Raw genomic sequence first — 18,286 nt, forward strand, 5'->3', positions numbered from 1 at the left:
ATAACGTTAAGATGACAGTAACTCTAATCGCGCCAATCGCGATGGACGAAGGTCTTCGTTTCGCTATCCGTGAAGGTGGCCGTACTGTTGGTGCTGGTGTTGTTGCAACTATCGTTGAGTAATCAACAGTTGTAATGCATTAAGCATTAAAAAAACCCGAGCTTAGTCTCGGGTTTTTTAATGTCTGCAATAAAGTACAGGTTTCAGGTGCGAGGTTTCAGGTATTAGGTAAAGCAGCTCGGTATTAGTTTTAACAATATTGCGTGGGTCTAATTTAGTGGCAACTAAGGTAAAGCATAAAGCTGGCGTCATTACCTTGGCTATAGTTGTCTAGTTAATTTGACCACCCATTAAAATAAATGTTATGCTAATAAGCATATTTGAACTTAGTAAGGCTAATTGATAGTCTGTTAACTCTAAAAATTATAATAAATTTTTTAAAGGGAATTGAAATAAACGATGATTAGAAAGCTTCTTTTGACCTGTTCTTTTTTGTTTTCTTCGACGGTAGTGGCAAACGCTCCGTCTTACTTTAATAAAGAGATTGATAGTGAATACAGAGCATTAATTCAGCACGTTAAAGAAATGATGCCCGAAACTAACTTGCAGTTAGCTTATTTACCATCTTTCTACCCATATAGCCTATTAGATATTCGCCCTACCAAATTTAAAAGCGATAAGGATAAGCAAGCTTTCGCAAATTTTAACTTTGGGGTTTTTGGAAGAGCTTTATTAAATATTAATAAAGGGCAGTTATCTAGTCTACCCAATATTTCAATTTGCAAGGAAATGAAATGTGAAAACGAGCGAATAGTATTGATTAAGAAATTTGTCAAAGAGTCAGACAAAGAAATAAAGTCGCTGCTAGAAAATAAGGGCTTGTTCATCATTCAACAGACGACACCACATGTATATAGAGTCAATAATACCTTTTTTAGCCCTACTCAGTTAATCACATATTACCCATCAAAAAAAGCTGGCTTCGTCCCCTCTGGAGATTACAAAGTATCCACACCTGATGATGAGCAAGATCTAATGAATCTATCTAGTTCTACGCAAGCACTCAGAGATGTGATGGCTAAATATAAGGTTGCCGCCATAACAAAAGAAAATAAAGCAGCTGTGAATGTGATTTTCGGTGGAATCGGAGATAATCATTGGGGCGTTGTATTCAATCATAAATATGATTTTCCAAGTTCCGGCGAATACAATGACATTGGGCTAGAATACGATATCATACAAAAAATATCTGACGAAAGCTTTTACTATCAAACAAACTGACTTAAATAGTAACCAGTTAAAATATAAGCTAAATTTTTGGTTTTATACACGTTAACTCTCACTTTAAGTTCATTTTTTTAAATAAAAAAATATAGCCTTAGAGCCACTAATACTACTTATAGGTACTAAATTAACTCAATAGCCCGAGCTTAGGCTCGGCTTTTTATGCCTGCAATAAAATACAGGTTTCAGGTTTTAGGTAAAGCAGCTAGGTGTTAATTTTAACACTGTCACTTGGGTTGAGTTTTACGAAACTCGAGAATAAAAAACGCGGCTATGGGCCGCGTTATATATTGAAGTTAGTGTTAGTTATGTTTTTCTAACCTGATACCTGATACCTGATACCTGATACCTGATACCTGATACCTAGTGTTTTTTCGCATACGCTTCGGCTTGCTTCCACACTCTTAGAGTATTGCCACTTAAAATCTTTTTAATATCGGTGTCACTGTAACCCCTGTCCATTAAGCCTTGAACTAGGTTAGGGTAGCTAGATACATCCTTTAAACCGATAGGCAGTGAGTCACCTACACCGTCGTAATCAGAGCCAATACCAACATGATCGATACCAATTAGCTTCACAACGTGATCAATATGATCAAGTACTTGCTCAAGACTAGCAAATGGGAAGGGGTTTTTAGCGCGGTACATAGCATCAAAATCTTTAGCTACTTTCTTGCCTTCTTCAGTAATTGTTTGTTTTTTACTTTTGAATTGATCGTACCAACTTCCGGCTTTTGAAGTAACAAAACTTGAACCAAAATTAATTTGGATCACACCGCCGTTCTTTTTAAGAGCTAACAGCATGTCGTCATTCATATTACGCTCAAAACCCGGTGTGTATTTACGCAGTGATGAGTGTGACGCAATAACAGGTGTATTAGACAACTCCATCACTTGATAAAATGCATCATCCGAAATATGTGATACATCAATTAGCATCCCTATATTGTTCATTTCAGCAACCAGCTCTTTACCGAATGGGCTTAAGCCTTTCCACTTGCGACGAATATCGTATGATGAGTCAGAAATATGATTGCTTTGCGAGTGAGCTAGGGTGATGTAACGCACGCCACGGTCAAAAAAGTGTTGTAGGTTTTTCATTTCGCCCTCGATAGGCGATCCGTTTTCCATACCCATGGCAATCGACATTTTACCTTGCGCAAATTGTGCTTCTATATCGCTTGTTGAGCTGGCAATGGCAAACTTATCTGGAGCACGAAACGCAATCGCTTCCATACCATCAATCAATTGATTCGCTAATTGAAAGCTTTTACCTTTGCCTTCAAACTCTAAATGGGCAGGAATATAAATCGACATAAATGGCGCATTTAAGCCGCCTTTTACTGCACGAGGGTAGTCAAAATCGCCACCTTCAGTGGCTTTAGTTACATCCGCCCATTTATCATGAATACGGTAAGGTACATCAATGTGGGTGTCGATTAAAATGGTATCGTGAGCAAGCTTAATTGCTTTATCTGAGGGAGTTATTTCAGCGTGAACTGCGCCTGTTAATGCAATCGACATTGCAGCAACTATTGAGCTTAGTTTTATCATTTATAATGGCTCTTTAAGTTAAAAAAGCCATTGTCTATTTTTACGCCGTGTCTGACAAGTTTACTCGTCGAATTGCGCTTCACTTTGCAGTGCTTTAAATTCACTTTTAGAAATAATGGTGACCGACTCGTGTAGTTCAGAGAAAAATACCATAGCTTCGCCGCTTTTTAATTGCTGATTAACTTGCGCCACTTTACTTTCAATACTGAATTCTTGTTCGCCATAATCTGTGCCTTCACGCAGTACATAGCTTTCAATTAGGTTGTACAGTGTGTCTTTATCAAGTTGTTCAAAAGGAATAATCATAGTCACTCTTTATCGGTGTTATTAAATACACATTGCTTAAAATAATTAGGCACCACTTGCTCTAACCAATACACCGGTTTAAACGGGTTGTTACCGCTAATAAAGCCAACGTGGCCGCCTTTTTCAGAGATACGCAGCGTAACATGCTCACTTACATCCTGACTACTTGGAACCGCTTTAATCGATAGCATAGGGTCGTCTTTGGCATGAATAATTAGTGTGGGTGTCGCAATATCTTTTAAATACGGCATTGCACTGGCTTTTTCGTAGTAATCGTGTGCATTTTCAAAACCATGTAACGGTGCTGTAAGCTGATTATCGAACTCTAATAAATCATCAATTTCCATTAATTGATCAGTGGTGATCGGTATCTGCTGTTTAATTTGCGGTAACTTACGTTGCATCGATTTTTTCATTCGATCGAGCAAGTATTTTTGATAAATTTTCCCCAAGCTTTTACGAATAACATCACTAGATGATGACAAATCATAGGGCGCAGATATCACGGCGGCTGCACTAAGCGGGCAGTGAATCTGTTCTTCACCTAAGTACTTAGCCAGTACATTGCCACCTAATGAAAAACCCACCGCCACAATCGGACGATTTGGAAATTGTTGTTTTAAATGATTAATAAAAAAAGCTAAATCGGCGGTGTCGCCACTATGGTAGGCTCTTGGTAAGCGGTTTACTTCGGTTGAGCAGTTTCTAAAGTGCATCAACACGACAGCAAAGCCTTGCTTTTTTAATGCCTTCATCATGCCTTTGGCATAAAAACTATTGATATTGCCTTCAAGTCCATGAAGTACCACTGCAAGCGGGGCTGTTTCGTTATGCGGGAGTGACCAAGCAAGCTCGATAAAGTCACCGTCGGGCGTATCAAGTTGCGCAAGTTCGTAGCGAGTATGGTGAAAAGGGCGAAAAAAACGCGGCATTATGGTTTGAACGTGTCGATTGGTCATCCACCATGCGGGTTTGAACTTAGGGATCATGTCTGTACTACGCACTTTGCAATAAACGAAGCGCTAGTGTAGCAAATTTTTTATATTTAAAAATAAAAAGCGCCTAATCAGTAAACTAATAAGGCGCTTTGTGCGTCGTGCTTAATGCTGTTCTTTAATGTCTGCATCGTGTACTTTTTTCATGAAAAAATACACAAAGAAGAGGCATAAACTAATAACGACGCCTAAAAATCCAAATGATAAAAATAGTACTGGGTCGCTAAAAAAATCTCTAAAGAATACGTCCATAATTGCCTCCTGATGTCTATGGGGTAATCATAGGCTGGCTCAGCGGTGCTTGGTATGATCCAGATCAAGCTATTTTCCTGATTATAAAAAGAGCCGTAAAGAAGTTGATTTGGATCAAGTTGGTTGGATAGAGCATAGCGAAACCCAACGAGAGCTAATGATAAAAAGCAGTTACAAGGTAATGAATTACTGTGGATTGTCATTTATGACGATAATTTTTGCTGTAATTGTTTTCCTCTAAAGCGTAGCGTCTCTAAACCTCTTTGTGAGTCAGTCATTTAAAGATCTTTTTGCACAAAGAGAACAGAATGAGAAGTAAATGAGGGCAGACCCAAACAGCAAGGCAGTTAATTTTTTAGCTTTTTACAGTTCCCTCTAAAAGCGCAGTGTCTCTTACACTCTTTGTGAATAAGTTACTTAAGATCCTTGATACACAAAGAGAAAACAATGAGTAGCAAATGAGGGTAACCAGGCTGCTGATCGCTGACAGCCAAAATGAATAGCTAGGAACGAATAGCTTACAAATACAGCGCACTATTATCTGGCGCTGTGCATGCTAATAACTCAAGCCTATTAACTGCATTGATCAACATCTGTTGCTGCTGTTTTTCAAGCTTGAGCTCAGCACTGAGTAGCTCTTTACGAATTACAGCGTAATCGGCAATCTCGGTTTGATTGGCTTTTAAATGACTTCGAGCACTGCGCAGCGGCTTTAATACCTGAGTATCAAATTCACTGGCTACTTGTTGTAAGCACCTCAATTGTTCGGCGTTAATGCTTAAATTTAACGAGTCTAGGTAATAAAGTAATAAACACAAATTAACGTTTTTACTTTGCTGGTTTTGTAAATCCAGCAAGGTTTGTTGTTGCTCAGGCTTGGCGTACAAAGTGCACGCAAATTGCCAAAAATCGTTGCTATTGAGCAAGTTCATCGGCGAATGCCTGCTCTTTTTGTTCCATTTCTTCAAGGGCCATAAGTAGCTCTTCTTCAACATCGTTAAGCTTAGGCGTAAGTGTGGCTTGTTTAGTAATTAACTCTTTAAGCTTGCCTTTATTTTCGTCGTTATAGAGAGTGTTATCGCCTAGCGCCTCTTCAACGTCAGCTAGTTCTGCAGCAAATTTATCTAATTGCTTTTCAAGTTTTTCAATTTGCTTTTTCAGCGGCTGAATTGCCTTTCTAAACTCGGCCTCTAAGCGTTTTTGCTCTTTACGGTTAACTTGAGAGTGGGCTTTTGGTTCTTCGTCGGTGTCGTTTTTAGCGGCTTCTTTATTTGCATTAAGTAGCCACTGATAATACGCGTCTAGGTCGTAGCCAAATTGAGTGACCTCGCCATTATCAACTAAATAAAATTCATCGGCGGTATTTTTAAGCATATGGCGATCATGCGATACCGTGACCATAGCGCCTTCAAAGCCTTGTAATGCCATAACTAAAGCGTGGCGCATTTCTAAATCAAGGTGGTTGGTTGGCTCATCGAGTAGTAGTAAATTTGGTTTTTGATAAACCAACATAGCCAGTACTAAACGGGCTTTTTCACCGCCAGAAAAGGGAGCTACAGGGTCGAGTGCTTTATCGCCTACAAAGGCAAAACCGCCTAAAAAGTCACGCAATGATTGTTCGCTGGCTTTAGGGTTTAAGCGTTGCAGGTGAGTGACGGCACTGGCTTTTAAATCTAGAGACTCAAGTTGATGCTGCGCAAAGTAGCCAATGTTTAAGCCTTGATGCTGAAACACTTCACCTGCTTGAGGTTGTAAGTCACCTGATAGTAATTTAATCAGTGTTGATTTACCTGCGCCATTTCTACCAAGTAGTGCAATACGGCTGCCTGGTACTAAGTTCAGCTTAATACTGTTTAAAATGGTGACATCGCCATAACCGGCTTTGGCTTTGTCGAGCGTCATTAACGGGTTAGGCAGAGCGGTTGGCTCGGCAAATTCAAAATAAAATGGTGAGTCAACATGTGCTGGGGCAAGTTTTTCCATGCGCTCTAGCGCTTTAACACGGCTTTGTGCCTGTTTGGCTTTACTGGCTTTGGCTTTAAAGCGGGTAATGAACTGCTCTAGGTGGGCAATTTGCTCTTGTTGTTTTTCAAACATGGCTTGCTGCTGCAATAGGCGCTCAGCTTTTTGGCGTTCAAACTGCGAGTAGTTACCTTTGTACACATTAATAAGTTGTTTATCTATATGCCAAATTTGATCAACCACAGCATCTAAAAACTCACGGTCGTGAGAAATAAGTACTAGCGTGCCGGTGTAGGCACGTAAAAAACGCTCGAGCCAATACACGGCATCTAAATCAAGGTGGTTTGTTGGCTCATCCAGTAACAGTAAGTCGGCATCGCGAATAAGCGCTTGGGCTAAGTTTAAGCGCATGCGCCAACCACCCGAAAATGCACTTACCGGGTTTTCTATTTGATTATTAGCAAAGCCTAAACCATGTAACAGCTCTCCGGCTTTGGCTTCAATGCTATAGCCTTTAATATTTTCAAGCTGAATATGCACTTTAGCTTGAGTGTCGCCATCGTTATTTTGCTCGGCTTCACGCAACGCAATTCTTAGTGCGTAGTATTCAGGGTGGCCTTGCAGTACGTAATCTATGGCGCTTATTTCAAGGGCGGGGGTTTCTTGCTTTACCGAGGCCAGTGACCAATCTTTAGGAATACTGCAATTACCACCATCTAACGAAAGCTCAGACTTTAATAAACTAAATAGCGTTGACTTACCACAGCCATTGGCACCAACAAGGCCCACTTTGTGCTCTGGGAATAATGTAGCCGATGCATTTTTTAATAAAGCTTTGCCACCGCGAAGCAGTTCTATTTCTGAGATTTGGATCATAAATACGTTACTTTACTGTGCCTTGATTGAATTGCCGCCATTATAACACGGATCTTATTAGCCATATCAATCGTATCAAGTAGGCAAATATTGCGATAAAATAACGTTAGTCAAAACGGTAGGAAAAGCGAAGTGAAACATAAAAAACGATTTATTGCTGGAGCAACGTGTCCTGAGTGTAAAACCATGGATATGTTAATGCTTTACAAAGAGCACGACGTAGAAAAAGTTGAATGTATGCAGTGTGGTCATAAAATGGCTCAACCAGAGCAGGCTGTGCAGGCATCAACACGCCAATTTGAACAGATCATTGGCGTGTTTAATCCAGGCGACTAGCGTCTTGCTAGTGCTGCTTAATAATGCGGCGGCGGTGGCTCTGGCATATTCGACATCATAGGCTGTGATGACTGCGATTCTTTGAGTTTTTCAGCCAGCAACTCGGTTTGGCGCTTTATTTTTGCCAACTGTTGCTGGTGAACTTTTATTTCATCATTTAAAATTTCAATCGTTTCGTCTTGAAAAGCCACTTTAGCCTCAAGTTCCATTAACCGATGTTCAATTGTGTTCATTTGGTTCTCGTATAATAAAGCGCTCAGCGATTCCGCTTGAGCTTTCAGTTAACAATGATTTACCGTTATCTGTAAATGTCACATCAAGTACCACTGCTGATTTTGGCTTGCTGCCTTCTCGCGGGGTCACTTGCCATGTTTGAATTTTTTCACCACTATTTAGCTGCCATAAATCCACTCGTTTGTTTGGTGAACCTGTTGCTAATAAAGTGCCTTGGTCGTTAAAGCGCACCGCAGTAAAAATTTTCTGACGCGCAATATACTTTAGTTTACTGACAAGGTCACCTGTAGTCAGCTTCCATACATTTGCTTGTGCCATACTGTCGGCGGTAAAAGCATAACGCCCTTGAGGATCTAAAGCGACTTGAGTTACTCGGGTTGGGTGATTAAAGCGATGAATAACTTGTCCACTTTGGGTATCCCATAAGTAGGCCACATAATCGTTTGAGCCGCTCAATGCATAGCGCCCATTAGGTGATAGGTCTACGGTGTTTACTTTATCTTGGTGGCCTAAAAATTCAATGCGTCTGCCAGTATTAAGGTTTATAAATATTACAACGCCATCGCTACGCCCGTATAAAACACTGTTGCCTTGGTTACTAATGGCAATATCGCGAATGCTGGCTTTTTGTATTTTATAAAAACCTTTATTTTTTCCTGAGGCAATATCCCAAACGGCGAAGGTGGTTTTTTCGGCGGTAACAGCCACGCTATTATCAAAAGCAATGGCTACAGCGTAAACAAGGCTATCTTGCGCTTGTTGTTGAAACCATTGGTATTTAAGGGCTTGCTGTTGATTATCCCAAAGTGCGACCCCATGATTGATAGAAGACACTAAGCTGTATTGACCATCATGCGAGAGTGCGGATGAGAAAGCACCTTGTGCCGTGTGCTCAAAGCTAGCCACTGCTTGTTGTTTTTCATCACTACATGCAATTGTTAATAAACAGCAGGTAGCAACTAAAAAAGTACGAAATAACGACATATTACAGGTATTTCCTCTTAACTCTTCGTGACTGAGAGGTTAGACTAGGTTGCGAAAAACGCCTAGGTTGTTTGTCTAATCACTGGATATGTTTTTAGTTTAGCTATTAAACAAGCAGCCTACCATGTAGGCCGTTAATCTTTAACTAGTAATATTACAATAAATGACAACTGCAAAGTGTGTCGGAGATTTAAAATGAGAAAGACGATTAAATTGTCATTGATTGCAGCGTCAGTTTTAGCGCTTACAGCTTGTAATCAAGAAGCAAAAAAAGAGCAAGCAGACGTTAAACTAGATACTGTAGCGCAACAACAAGCATACGGTATTGGTGCATCTGTAGGTAACTTTTTAAATAAAGACCTAGCGGATAAAAAAGAAATTGGTATCGAATTAGATCAAGCATTATTAATGCGTGGTTTTGAAGATGCACTTGCCGGTAATGCTAAAATTGACGAAGAAAAAATTCGTGAAGTATTAACAGCATTAGATGAGTCAGTGCGTACTAAACAAGAAGAAAAAGCAAAGGTAGAGTCTGAAAAAAGCAAAGTTGAGGGTGAAAAATACCTAGCTGATAATGCTAAAAAAGAAGGCGTAATGGTTACTGAGTCTGGTTTACAGTACGAAGTAATGAGCGAAGGCGAAGGCGCTAAGCCAGTAGCGACTGACGTGGTTAAAGTACATTATAAAGGTACTCTTTTAGACGGTACTGAATTTGATAGCTCTTATTCACGTAACGAGCCAACAACTTTCCCACTAAACCGTGTTATTCCTGGTTGGACTGAAGGCTTACAGCTTATGCCTGTAGGTTCTAAGTATAAGTTTACTATCCCTTCAGATCTTGCTTACGGTGACCGTGACTTAGGTAAAATCCCTGCTAATTCAACACTTATTTTTGAAGTTGAATTATTAGAAATTCAAAATGATGCAGAAGCTGCCGCTGCAGAATAAGCGTTATTGATTAATAAAAAAGGGACTCAAGGTCCCTTTTTTATTGTGTTGAATAACTAATTAGTCAGTGTGATTAGAATATAAGTTATCAATTAACTCATCTTCAAGTGCAAAGCGCGCTTCTAGTGCTTCACCCATGACTGATAGGTCGTTATCAAATCCGGTTAATAAATCTTCTGCATCTACCTCTGCGTATTTATCGTTGAAATCCAGAGCAATGTCTGTGGTATCTGAAATACGTGGGTATATAGTATTAGCAAGCTGCTGGCTTTCTAGGCCTTTCTTTTCGCAAGCTTTGGCAATATCGTCGTACACTTCAAAGTGGCCGGCTGATAGGTAATCCATTAAGATTTGGCAAAATGCTTGAATTTGAGACGGTTCAGGCAAAGATTGATCTTTTTTCTCGTAAGGTGAAAAGCCCGCAATCTTACAATAAAGTACAATTAGCTCTTGGCGTTCGTTTAACCAATTGTCGATGACCGTATGGCTACCCCCCCACTTTTGTTGAGCTTTTTCTACACGCTTCAGCATAATTCTTCTCCTAAGCTGGGTTGGATTTTTAATTGGTATTAATGTTTATATTATCCAAGATATATTTAATTGACGTGTATATCAACAAGTAAAATAGATGTAATACCAGAGAGAGTTTTGTTTAAGGGAATAAGTTGTAAGTATTTATTTCAGGCAAGAAAAAACCACCTATTACGGTGGTTTAATTTCTTTATTAGACTTGTTTAAACAAGCATTCTTATTTTTATTAGAGATTTTTATTATTTTTATATTAACGATTTTTGTTATTGTTTTGTTAACGCGGGAGTAACAATATCAAGCTTTTTTAAATGTTGCAAATAGTTTAATGAAAAGTTTTTTTATTAACGTTTGTTTGGTTGTTTTGTGTACAAAAAGAAGTGAAAATTAAAAATTACTTGATCTGGCGCTACTCTGTGGCGATTTAATCGCTTAGCGATAGAGGGGGCGGGAATATGGTGGTACAATCTTGCACAATTTCTAAAAGCCCTAGGACTCTATACGCTATGAGCGAATTAAAAAACGACCGTTATTTACGTGCCCTTGCCAAGCAACCTGTTGATGTCACGCCAGTATGGATGATGCGTCAAGCAGGGCGTTATTTACCTGAATACCGTGCTACACGTGCACAAGCGGGCGATTTTATGAGCCTGTGTAGAAATGCAGAGTTAGCCTGTGAAGTAACATTACAGCCTTTGCGCCGTTACCCATTAGATGCCGCTATTTTATTTAGTGATATTTTAACTATTCCCGATGCAATGGGATTAGGCTTGTATTTTGAAACGGGTGAAGGCCCTAAGTTTGAACGTCCAATTTCGTCACTAGCCGATGTTAAAAAAATTCCTAAACTCGATCCTACCGATGAGCTTGGCTATGTAATGAACGCCGTGAGCACCATTCGTCGTGAACTTAAAGGCGAAGTGCCATTAATTGGTTTCTCGGGTTCGCCTTGGACACTTGCAACTTACATGGTTGAAGGCGGAAGCAGTAAAGTTTTTGGTAAAATCAAAAAAATGGCTTTTGCTGAGCCACAAACACTGCATTTATTACTCGATAAGCTAGCTGATTCAGTGATTGATTATTTAAACGCACAAGTTAAAGCGGGTGCACAATCACTAATGATATTTGACTCATGGGGCGGGGTATTGAGCCCACGTGACTACAATGAGTTTTCACTGCAGTATATGCATAAAATCGTTGATGGCTTAATTCGCGAAAATGACGGCCGTAAAGTACCCGTTACTTTATTCACTAAAAATGGTGGCCAATGGATTGAGGCAATTGCAGCAACAGGTTGTGATGCAGTAGGCCTAGATTGGACTATTAATATTGGTGATGCTAAACGTCGTGTTGGCGATAAAGTGGCGCTACAAGGCAATATGGACCCTTCAATGCTACACGGCACGCCAGATCGTATTCGCCAAGAAGTGGGTACGATTTTAGAAGACTTTGGCACTGGCAATGGTCATGTATTTAACTTAGGGCATGGTATTACACCAGATGTTGACCCAGAAAATGCGGGTGTATTTATTAACGCTGTGCATGAGCTAAGTGCGCAATATCACAAGTAAGTTATGAACTAACAATAAAAAGCCCGCTAATTAGCGGGCTTTTTTGTGCAAACTATTTTACTTAAGCACTTACTTAAACAAGCGGTTTAAGCCATTTAATGCCGCAACTCGATAAGCTTCTGCCATTGTTGGGTAGTTAAACGTAGTATTTACAAAGTAGTCGATGGTATTGCCACCATTTTTTTGTTCCATTATAGCTTGGCCAATGTGAACAATCTCAGAGGCACGCTCACCAAAGCAATGCACCCCAAGTACTTCCTTGGTTTCTGTATGGAACAATATTTTTAAACTACCCACATCGGTACCTGCAATTTGTGCACGTGCTAAGTGTTTAAATTGCGCACGTCCCACTTCGTACGGTACTTTTGCGGCAGTTAATTGCTGCTCTGTTTTACCTACTGAACTCATTTCAGGAATAGTATAAATACCGGCTGGAATATCAATAATCAGCTTTTCATCGCAGTTACCACAAGCGATGGCATCTGCGGCAATTCGACCTTGATCAAAGGCAGCACTAGCAAGGCTTGGGTAGCCAATAACATCGCCTACCGCATATACGTTGTCTATTTCTGTTTGGTAGGTTTCGTTTACTTTTACTTGTCCGCGGCTATCTGCTTTTAAGCCAATTGCTTCTAAATTCAATGTATCAGTATTACCAGTACGGCCATTGGCAAATAAAATACAGTCAGCCTTTACACGTTTACCCGATTTTAAATGCATAACAACACAGTCATCGCGGGTTTCAATGCGATCAAATTCTTCGTTATGACGAATAACAATGCCACTATTCCAAAAGTGATAGCTAAGCGCATCAGATATTTCAGCATCCATAAACGCCAATAAGCGATCGCGAGTATTCACTAAGTCGACTTTGGCACCTAGCCCTTTAAAAATAGACGCATATTCACAGCCAATTACACCGGCACCGTATATAAGTACGCGATGCGGGTCGTGCTCAAGGCCTAAAATAGTGTCACTTTCGTAAATGCGTGAGTGGGTAAAATCAACCCCAGGTGGACGATAGGGGCGTGAGCCGGTAGCAATAACAATCGTTTGTGCAGTAAGGCGTTCAGTAGAGCCGTCATTACGTCTAATTTCAATAGTGTGTTTATCAACAAAGCTAGCATCACCCTGGAACATATGAATACGATTACGATCGTAAAAACTGCTGCGTAAGTTTGATTGCTTTGAAATTACCGAACTGGCGTGGCGTAAAATATCAGGGAAAGTGAGCCTCGTAGGGCGCTCGCCTACGTTAAACAAAGGATTCGCTTTGTATTCAATATAGCGGCTAACCGAATGGCGAAGTGCTTTTGAAGGAATGGTTCCCCAGTGAACACAGCCACCACCTACGGCAGTTTGACGTTCAATCACCGCTACTTTTTTGTTACTTTTAGAGAGGTTCATAGCGGTCCCTTCACCGCCAGGACCCGTGCCAATAATGATTGCATCATATTGGTAGCTCACGGGTACTTTTTTCTTTTCTGGTTGTTTGGCCACAGCCACTCCTATTTTAACTAAAAGAGGCTTTTAATAACCTCGCATTAAGTGCTAGCCATGCCTGTTTTTGTGTTTCCCAGGCGGCTTCAAGCTCGTGATATTGTGCCATTAATGCCGAGCATTCACACTGCTTTGCCATATTATTTTTTTTAGCTTCCAACACTTGTTTTTGTAATGAGCAATAATTTTGCAGCTTTTTAAGTAGCAAATCGTACTCTTGTTGTAATAATGTAAGCTTATCTTGCGCTAAAGGCAATTTTGCAAGGCGACCTTGTGTTTTGCTCATTAAGGTTTCTGCTTTGGCTTTTTCAATGCGTTCAACCGGTGTGCGCTTTAATTTACTTGCTAAACCAATGGCAGCGAGTGAGCGGATCATCCATTTTGTTGGGTCGTAATGAAACCATTTAATGCCATTGCGGTAATCGCTGGCAAAAATATGATGGAAGTTATGATAACCCTCACCGTAGGTAAATAGTGCTAAAAAGCCATTATCACGGGCGGTATTTTTTTCTGTGTAAGGGCGTGAACCCCAAATGTGCGCTACTGAGTTAATAAAAAAGGTAAAGTGCTGGCTCAGTACTAAGCGCAGTAAGCCTGCTAACAATAACATGCCCCATACATCACCGAGTATTAAACCGAGTACTAGCGGTAAACCAACATTCATCGCTATTACTAACTTTAAGTAATGCTTGTGTTGCCACATAACAATTTTATTTCGCTGTAAATCACGACAGTTGCTGTAATCATCGTAGCTGTCGCCTTGGTAGTCGCGAAGCATCCAGCCAATGTGACTGTACCAAAAGCCATTAGTGGCGGCGTAAGGGTCTTTAACTGGGTCATCAACTTGACCATGGTGAATACGATGATCGCTACTCCAATGCAGCGCACTGTTTTGTAGCGCAAAGGCACCACCAAGGGCAAAAATAAATTCAACTACAGGATGAGCATTATAGGTTTTATGCGCCCATAAGCGATGGTAGCCTGCGGTGATCGATAATCCCGCAAAAAACATGCAGGCGACAAAAGCAACCCATTGTGTGCCTGTAAAGCCATAGTTAAACCCATACCAAGGTACAAGTGTAATAGCAGCCAAAAACGTCAGGCTAAAGAAAAGGACGTTGGTCCATATAAGTGGTGGTTTTTTCATCTTTCTCATTTCTCAGCGTACAACTGTACGCTAAAATAATATTTCAATCTGCTGCCGTCAAGTATTAGACTGTGCAATTAGCTATTTTTTTAATTAAAAATTTATTACAAATTCATTCAGGGAGCTGTTGATGTCGGGCGTTAGAGCACAACAGAAACAAAAAACACGACAAGCATTAATTGAAGCTGCATTTAATCAGCTTAGTGCTGATCATAGCTTTTCAAATTTGAGCTTGCGTGAAGTAGCGCGCGAAGCCGGTATTGCGCCCACCTCTTTTTATCGTCACTTTAAAGATATGAACGAGCTAGGTTTAACTATGGTTGATGAAGCGGGTTTAACGCTGCGTCAGCTTATGCGTCAAGCTCGTAGGCGAATAGCCAGTGGCGGCAGTGTAATAAATACTTCTGTGGTTACTTTTATGGAGTTTATTGACAACTCAAGTAATCAATTTAGGTTATTGCTGCGTGAGCGCTCGGGTACCTCAAAAGCATTTAGAGCGGCAGTAGCACGTGAAGTGAAACACTTTATTTTAGAACTTGCTCATTATTTAGAAAGTGAAACGCCCTGTGATGCGATTCATGCGTATATTCAGGCAGAAGCCATGGTTACGCTGGTATTTAATGCTGGTGCCGAAGCGCTAGATATTGAGGGTCAGCAACGCGATGAGTTAATTGAGCGAGTTATTTGGCAGTTACGCTATATTACTCGTGGTGCGTCAAATTACGTACGCGCAGAAAAGAAAGAGTAAATATTAAAAAAAGTTAAAATAAGCACTGTACTTTACGGTGCTTGTTAATTTAAACGCCATGCCCTCTAAGGTTGGATTTTTTATCTCTTTATTATCTATTTATTGAATTTAAAATCCCTTAAAAGTCTTGTGTAATTATTTTTATGGCATTTTTATGCTTGCACCTACAGCGTTGCAATGATAAAAATAAGCCTCATTGGACACACACACAAGAAAACAAATGCAAACTAATCGTTTAATTACACTAAACCTAAACCTCTTACTGCTGTGGCAAGTGAGCGGGGATTAGTGTGTTTGCATTGAGCTAAACAACAAAACCCCGCAATTGCGGGGTTTTTTTTATCTCGCTGCTGGGATAAATCGAAATTTGGGTAACACAGGAATGAGGGGCAGTTATGCAAGAGCAAGATAAAGTATGGATTTTTGATACCACCTTACGAGATGGTGAACAGGCACTTAAAGCAAGCCTGACTGAAGATGATAAAATTCAACTAGCGCATACCATTAGCCGCTTAAATGTGGATGTCATGGAAGTGGGGTTTCCGGTATCGAGCCCCGCTGACTTTCGCTCAGTGCAGCGAATTGCCACTGAAGTAAAAGGCCCTATTATTTGTGGCTTAGCACGTTCAGTCGCAAAAGATATTGAAGCCTGTGGCGAGGCACTTCGCAGTGCACAGCAAAGCCGTATTCACACTTTTATTGCAACCAGCCCTTTACACCTTGAGCATAAACTACGCATGAGCCTTGATGATGCCACTGCAATGGCAGTTAAATCTATTAAATTAGCGCGCAACTATACCGATGATGTAGAGTTTTCGTGTGAAGACGCAGGGCGTACACCGCACTGGGATTTATGCAAAATTGTTGAGCAAGCAATTAACGCCGGCGCTTCAACCATTAATTTGCCTGACACTGTCGGGTTTGTAACGCCAGATGAATACGCAGCAATGATCCGTCATTTAATGAATAACGTGCCAAATATAGATAAAGCGCGTTTAAGTGTGCATTGCCACAACGATTTAGGTTTAGCTGTTGCCAACTCCGTGGCCGCAGTGCAAGCCGGTGCGCGCCAAATCGAATGTACGATTAATGGTATAGGGGAGCGCGCGGGTAATTGTTCGCTTGAAGAAGTGGCGATGATTATGAAAATGCGTAAAGACCACTTAAACGTATATACCGACATAAAAAGCGAAGAAATTTATCGCGCTTCTCGCCAGGTAGCCAAAATTTGTAATATGCCGGTACAGCCAAATAAAGCGATTGTTGGCGAAAATGCCTTTGCCCACAGCTCAGGTATTCACCAAGACGGGGTATTAAAAGCGCAAAACACCTATGAAATTATGTCACCAGAAAGTGTGGGTGTGCCAAGTAACCAACTAAACATGACCTCACGCTCAGGCCGTCATGTTATAGAACACCGCTTAGAAGAATTAGGCTATCAAAAATCAGATTACGACATGGATAGCTTATACCAAAGTTTCGTTGCGCTGGCTGACCAAAAAGGCACAGTATACGACTACGACCTAGAGGCCATGATTTACTTTAATCAAATTAACGACAAAGACGAAAAGTACCAGTTAGAGTTTGTTAACTCTGCGTCTAATTCACAATCGGTGGCCAGCTCAACCATAGGCTTGCTGATTGATGGCGAAGCAAAACAAGAAGCGGCAACAGGTAATGGCCCAGTTGAAGCTTCGTTTGCTGCTATTGAACGCTTAACAGGTATGAGCGTTGAAATGATTGAATACAATTTAGAGGCCACCGGCCAAGGCGCAAGCTCATTAGGACAAGTGAATATTATTGCTAAATACGATGGACGTCCTTATCACGGTGCTGGTATTGCGGCCGATGTGGTCGAAGCCTCAGTACGGGCTATGGTTCGGGTCTATAACTTAATTTATCGAGCACAAAAAGTGTCTGATTTGAAACAACAAAGGAAAGCAGGATGAGTAAAACACATTACAGCGTTGCCGTATTAGCAGGCGACGGTATTGGCCCAGAAGTTATGGCAGCTGCAGAGCAAGTACTTGACGCAGTCAGTGATAAATTTGGTTTTACTCTGAACCGTGAGCACCACGCTATTGGCGGCGCAGCCATTGATGAATTTGGCAAAGCACTTCCTGATACCACTTTAAAAGCCTGTGAAAACGCCGATGCTATTTTATTTGGCTCCGTGGGTGGCCCTAAGTGGGAGCATTTACCACCAAATGATCAACCAGAGCGCGCGTCATTGTTACCACTACGAAAGCACTTTGGTTTGTTTTGTAACTTACGCCCAGCTCAATTGTTACCCGCATTAAGCGCTGCATCACCACTTCGTGCTGATATTAGCGAAAAAGGCTTTGATATTTTGTGTGTGCGTGAGCTAACTGGCGGTATTTATTTTGGTGAAAAAGGTCGCAGTGGCGAAGGTGCTGAAGAAGCGGCATTTGACACCCAAACATACTCGCGTAAAGAAATTGAGCGTATTGCACGTTTTGCTTTTGAGGCCGCTAAATTGCGCAGCAATCATGTAACCTCGGTTGATAAAGCCAATGTTTTAGCATCAAGTGTACTTTGGCGTGAAGTAGTCACTGAAGTGAGTAAAGAGTTTCCTGAGGTGAGCTTAGATTATATTTATGTAGATAATGCAGCGATGCAGCTAGTTAAACAGCCTAGCCAGTTTGATGTATTACTGTGCGATAACTTATTTGGCGACATTTTATCGGACGAATGCGCGATGATCACCGGCTCAATGGGGCTATTACCGTCGGCAAGTTTGAATCAATCAGGCTTTGGCTTGTATGAACCCGCGGGTGGCTCAGCGCCCGATATCGCCGGAAAAGGGGTCGCTAACCCTATTGCACAAATTTTAAGTGCCGCATTAATGTTACGTTATTCATTAGGACAAGATGAAGCGGCTCGCACCATTGAAAAAGCAGTTGCAGAGGCGGTTGAAGCGGGTGTGGGGACGCCTGATATTTATCCGCAGGGCGGCTACACCACCACCGATGTTGCAGCGGCTATTGTTTCACGCATTTAACTATTAAAGCCACAGCACCGTTAGGCTGTGGCTCAATCA

Annotated in this window: 17 protein-coding genes and 1 pseudogene; 8 read left to right on the forward strand and 10 right to left on the reverse strand. The window is 41.0% G+C overall.

Annotated features, from left to right (window positions below; all coding sequences use genetic code 11):
• Both BW139_RS10270 and BW139_RS10275 read left to right on the forward strand, forming a co-directional pair.
• Nucleotides 1-122, forward strand: a pseudogene (locus tag BW139_RS10270) (elongation factor Tu); the annotation flags it as partial.
• A gap of 337 nt (nucleotides 123-459) precedes the next feature.
• Nucleotides 460-1,281: a hypothetical protein gene (locus BW139_RS10275; protein WP_254844965.1), complete on the forward strand. Its 822-nt coding sequence runs from the start codon at nucleotides 460-462 to the stop codon at nucleotides 1,279-1,281.
• 366 nt (nucleotides 1,282-1,647) lie between these two features.
• Here BW139_RS10275 and BW139_RS10280 read toward each other — a convergent pair whose 3' ends face one another.
• The 5 genes from BW139_RS10280 to BW139_RS10300 all read right to left on the reverse strand — a co-directional run bounded on the left by BW139_RS10280 (nucleotide 1,648) and on the right by BW139_RS10300 (nucleotide 7,229).
• Nucleotides 1,648-2,838: a dipeptidase gene (locus BW139_RS10280; protein WP_076919584.1), complete on the reverse strand. Its 1,191-nt coding sequence runs from the start codon at nucleotides 2,836-2,838 to the stop codon at nucleotides 1,648-1,650.
• 60 nt (nucleotides 2,839-2,898) lie between these two features.
• Nucleotides 2,899-3,144 carry a YheU family protein gene (locus tag BW139_RS10285; protein WP_008114225.1) on the reverse strand — a complete coding sequence of 82 codons (246 nt, stop codon included), beginning with the start codon at nucleotides 3,142-3,144 and terminating at the stop codon, nucleotides 2,899-2,901.
• Between the two features lie 2 nt (nucleotides 3,145-3,146).
• Complete coding sequence (locus BW139_RS10290) at nucleotides 3,147-4,133, reverse strand: hydrolase (protein ID WP_008465629.1); 987 nt, start codon at nucleotides 4,131-4,133, stop codon at nucleotides 3,147-3,149.
• A 776-nt stretch (nucleotides 4,134-4,909) separates the two neighbouring features.
• Nucleotides 4,910-5,323 (reverse strand): TIGR02444 family protein, encoded by a 414-nt coding sequence (locus BW139_RS10295; protein WP_076919585.1) that lies wholly within the window; start codon nucleotides 5,321-5,323, stop codon nucleotides 4,910-4,912.
• Nucleotides 5,307-7,229 (reverse strand): ATP-binding cassette domain-containing protein, encoded by a 1,923-nt coding sequence (locus BW139_RS10300; protein ID WP_076919586.1) that lies wholly within the window; start codon nucleotides 7,227-7,229, stop codon nucleotides 5,307-5,309. The genes BW139_RS10295 and BW139_RS10300 overlap by 17 nt, the downstream gene beginning before the upstream one ends.
• Nucleotides 7,230-7,361: 132 nt before the next feature.
• Here BW139_RS10300 and BW139_RS10305 point away from each other — a divergent pair, with 132 nt between their 5' ends.
• Entirely contained in the window at nucleotides 7,362-7,565 is a 204-nt protein-coding gene (locus tag BW139_RS10305; RefSeq protein WP_008114218.1) for a YheV family putative zinc ribbon protein, read from the forward strand.
• Nucleotides 7,566-7,582: 17 nt separating this feature from the next.
• Here BW139_RS10305 and BW139_RS10310 read toward each other — a convergent pair whose 3' ends face one another.
• On the reverse strand, nucleotides 7,583-7,798 hold the full coding sequence (locus BW139_RS10310; protein WP_008465625.1) for a SlyX family protein: 216 nt from the start codon (nucleotides 7,796-7,798) through the stop codon (nucleotides 7,583-7,585).
• Nucleotides 7,785-8,783: a WD40 repeat domain-containing protein gene (locus BW139_RS10315; RefSeq protein ID WP_076919587.1), complete on the reverse strand. Its 999-nt coding sequence runs from the start codon at nucleotides 8,781-8,783 to the stop codon at nucleotides 7,785-7,787. The genes BW139_RS10310 and BW139_RS10315 overlap by 14 nt, the downstream gene beginning before the upstream one ends.
• 195 nt (nucleotides 8,784-8,978) lie before the next feature.
• Between BW139_RS10315 and fkpA the strand changes: the two genes are divergently transcribed.
• Nucleotides 8,979-9,731 carry an FKBP-type peptidyl-prolyl cis-trans isomerase gene (gene fkpA / locus BW139_RS10320; protein ID WP_008465623.1) on the forward strand — a complete coding sequence of 251 codons (753 nt, stop codon included), beginning with the start codon at nucleotides 8,979-8,981 and terminating at the stop codon, nucleotides 9,729-9,731.
• A gap of 60 nt (nucleotides 9,732-9,791) precedes the next feature.
• On the opposite strand, the gene BW139_RS10325 is transcribed toward fkpA, so the two are convergent.
• The gene (locus tag BW139_RS10325; RefSeq protein ID WP_008465622.1) at nucleotides 9,792-10,262 is read right to left on the reverse strand and encodes an Rsd/AlgQ family anti-sigma factor; all 471 of its coding nucleotides are present in this window, start codon (nucleotides 10,260-10,262) and stop codon (nucleotides 9,792-9,794) included.
• Between the two features lie 503 nt (nucleotides 10,263-10,765).
• On the opposite strand from BW139_RS10325, the gene hemE reads away from it, so the two are divergent.
• The gene (hemE, locus tag BW139_RS10330; RefSeq protein ID WP_008114207.1) at nucleotides 10,766-11,830 is read left to right on the forward strand and encodes a uroporphyrinogen decarboxylase; all 1,065 of its coding nucleotides are present in this window, start codon (nucleotides 10,766-10,768) and stop codon (nucleotides 11,828-11,830) included.
• Between the two features lie 69 nt (nucleotides 11,831-11,899).
• Here hemE and sthA read toward each other — a convergent pair whose 3' ends face one another.
• Together sthA and BW139_RS10340 are read right to left on the reverse strand one after the other, a co-directional pair.
• Nucleotides 11,900-13,330, reverse strand: coding sequence for a Si-specific NAD(P)(+) transhydrogenase (gene sthA / locus BW139_RS10335; protein WP_175611408.1), 1,431 nt, complete (start codon nucleotides 13,328-13,330; stop codon nucleotides 11,900-11,902).
• A 13-nt stretch (nucleotides 13,331-13,343) separates the two neighbouring features.
• The gene (locus tag BW139_RS10340; RefSeq protein ID WP_076919588.1) at nucleotides 13,344-14,477 is read right to left on the reverse strand and encodes a fatty acid desaturase; all 1,134 of its coding nucleotides are present in this window, start codon (nucleotides 14,475-14,477) and stop codon (nucleotides 13,344-13,346) included.
• Between the two features lie 130 nt (nucleotides 14,478-14,607).
• Here BW139_RS10340 and fabR point away from each other — a divergent pair, with 130 nt between their 5' ends.
• The 3 genes from fabR to leuB all read left to right on the forward strand — a co-directional run bounded on the left by fabR (nucleotide 14,608) and on the right by leuB (nucleotide 18,247).
• Entirely contained in the window at nucleotides 14,608-15,225 is a 618-nt protein-coding gene (gene fabR / locus BW139_RS10345) for an HTH-type transcriptional repressor FabR (protein ID WP_013466159.1), read from the forward strand.
• 395 nt (nucleotides 15,226-15,620) lie between these two features.
• Nucleotides 15,621-17,174, forward strand: a complete 1,554-nt coding sequence (gene leuA / locus BW139_RS10350) for a 2-isopropylmalate synthase (RefSeq protein ID WP_076919589.1) — start codon at nucleotides 15,621-15,623, stop codon at nucleotides 17,172-17,174.
• Entirely contained in the window at nucleotides 17,171-18,247 is a 1,077-nt protein-coding gene (gene leuB / locus BW139_RS10355; RefSeq protein ID WP_054202813.1) for a 3-isopropylmalate dehydrogenase, read from the forward strand. Before leuA ends, leuB begins: the two co-directional genes overlap by 4 nt.
• Nucleotides 18,248-18,286 lie beyond the last annotated feature (39 nt).

The organism is Pseudoalteromonas sp. SK18 (genome assembly GCF_001974855.1).
Taxonomy (GTDB): domain Bacteria; phylum Pseudomonadota; class Gammaproteobacteria; order Enterobacterales; family Alteromonadaceae; genus Pseudoalteromonas.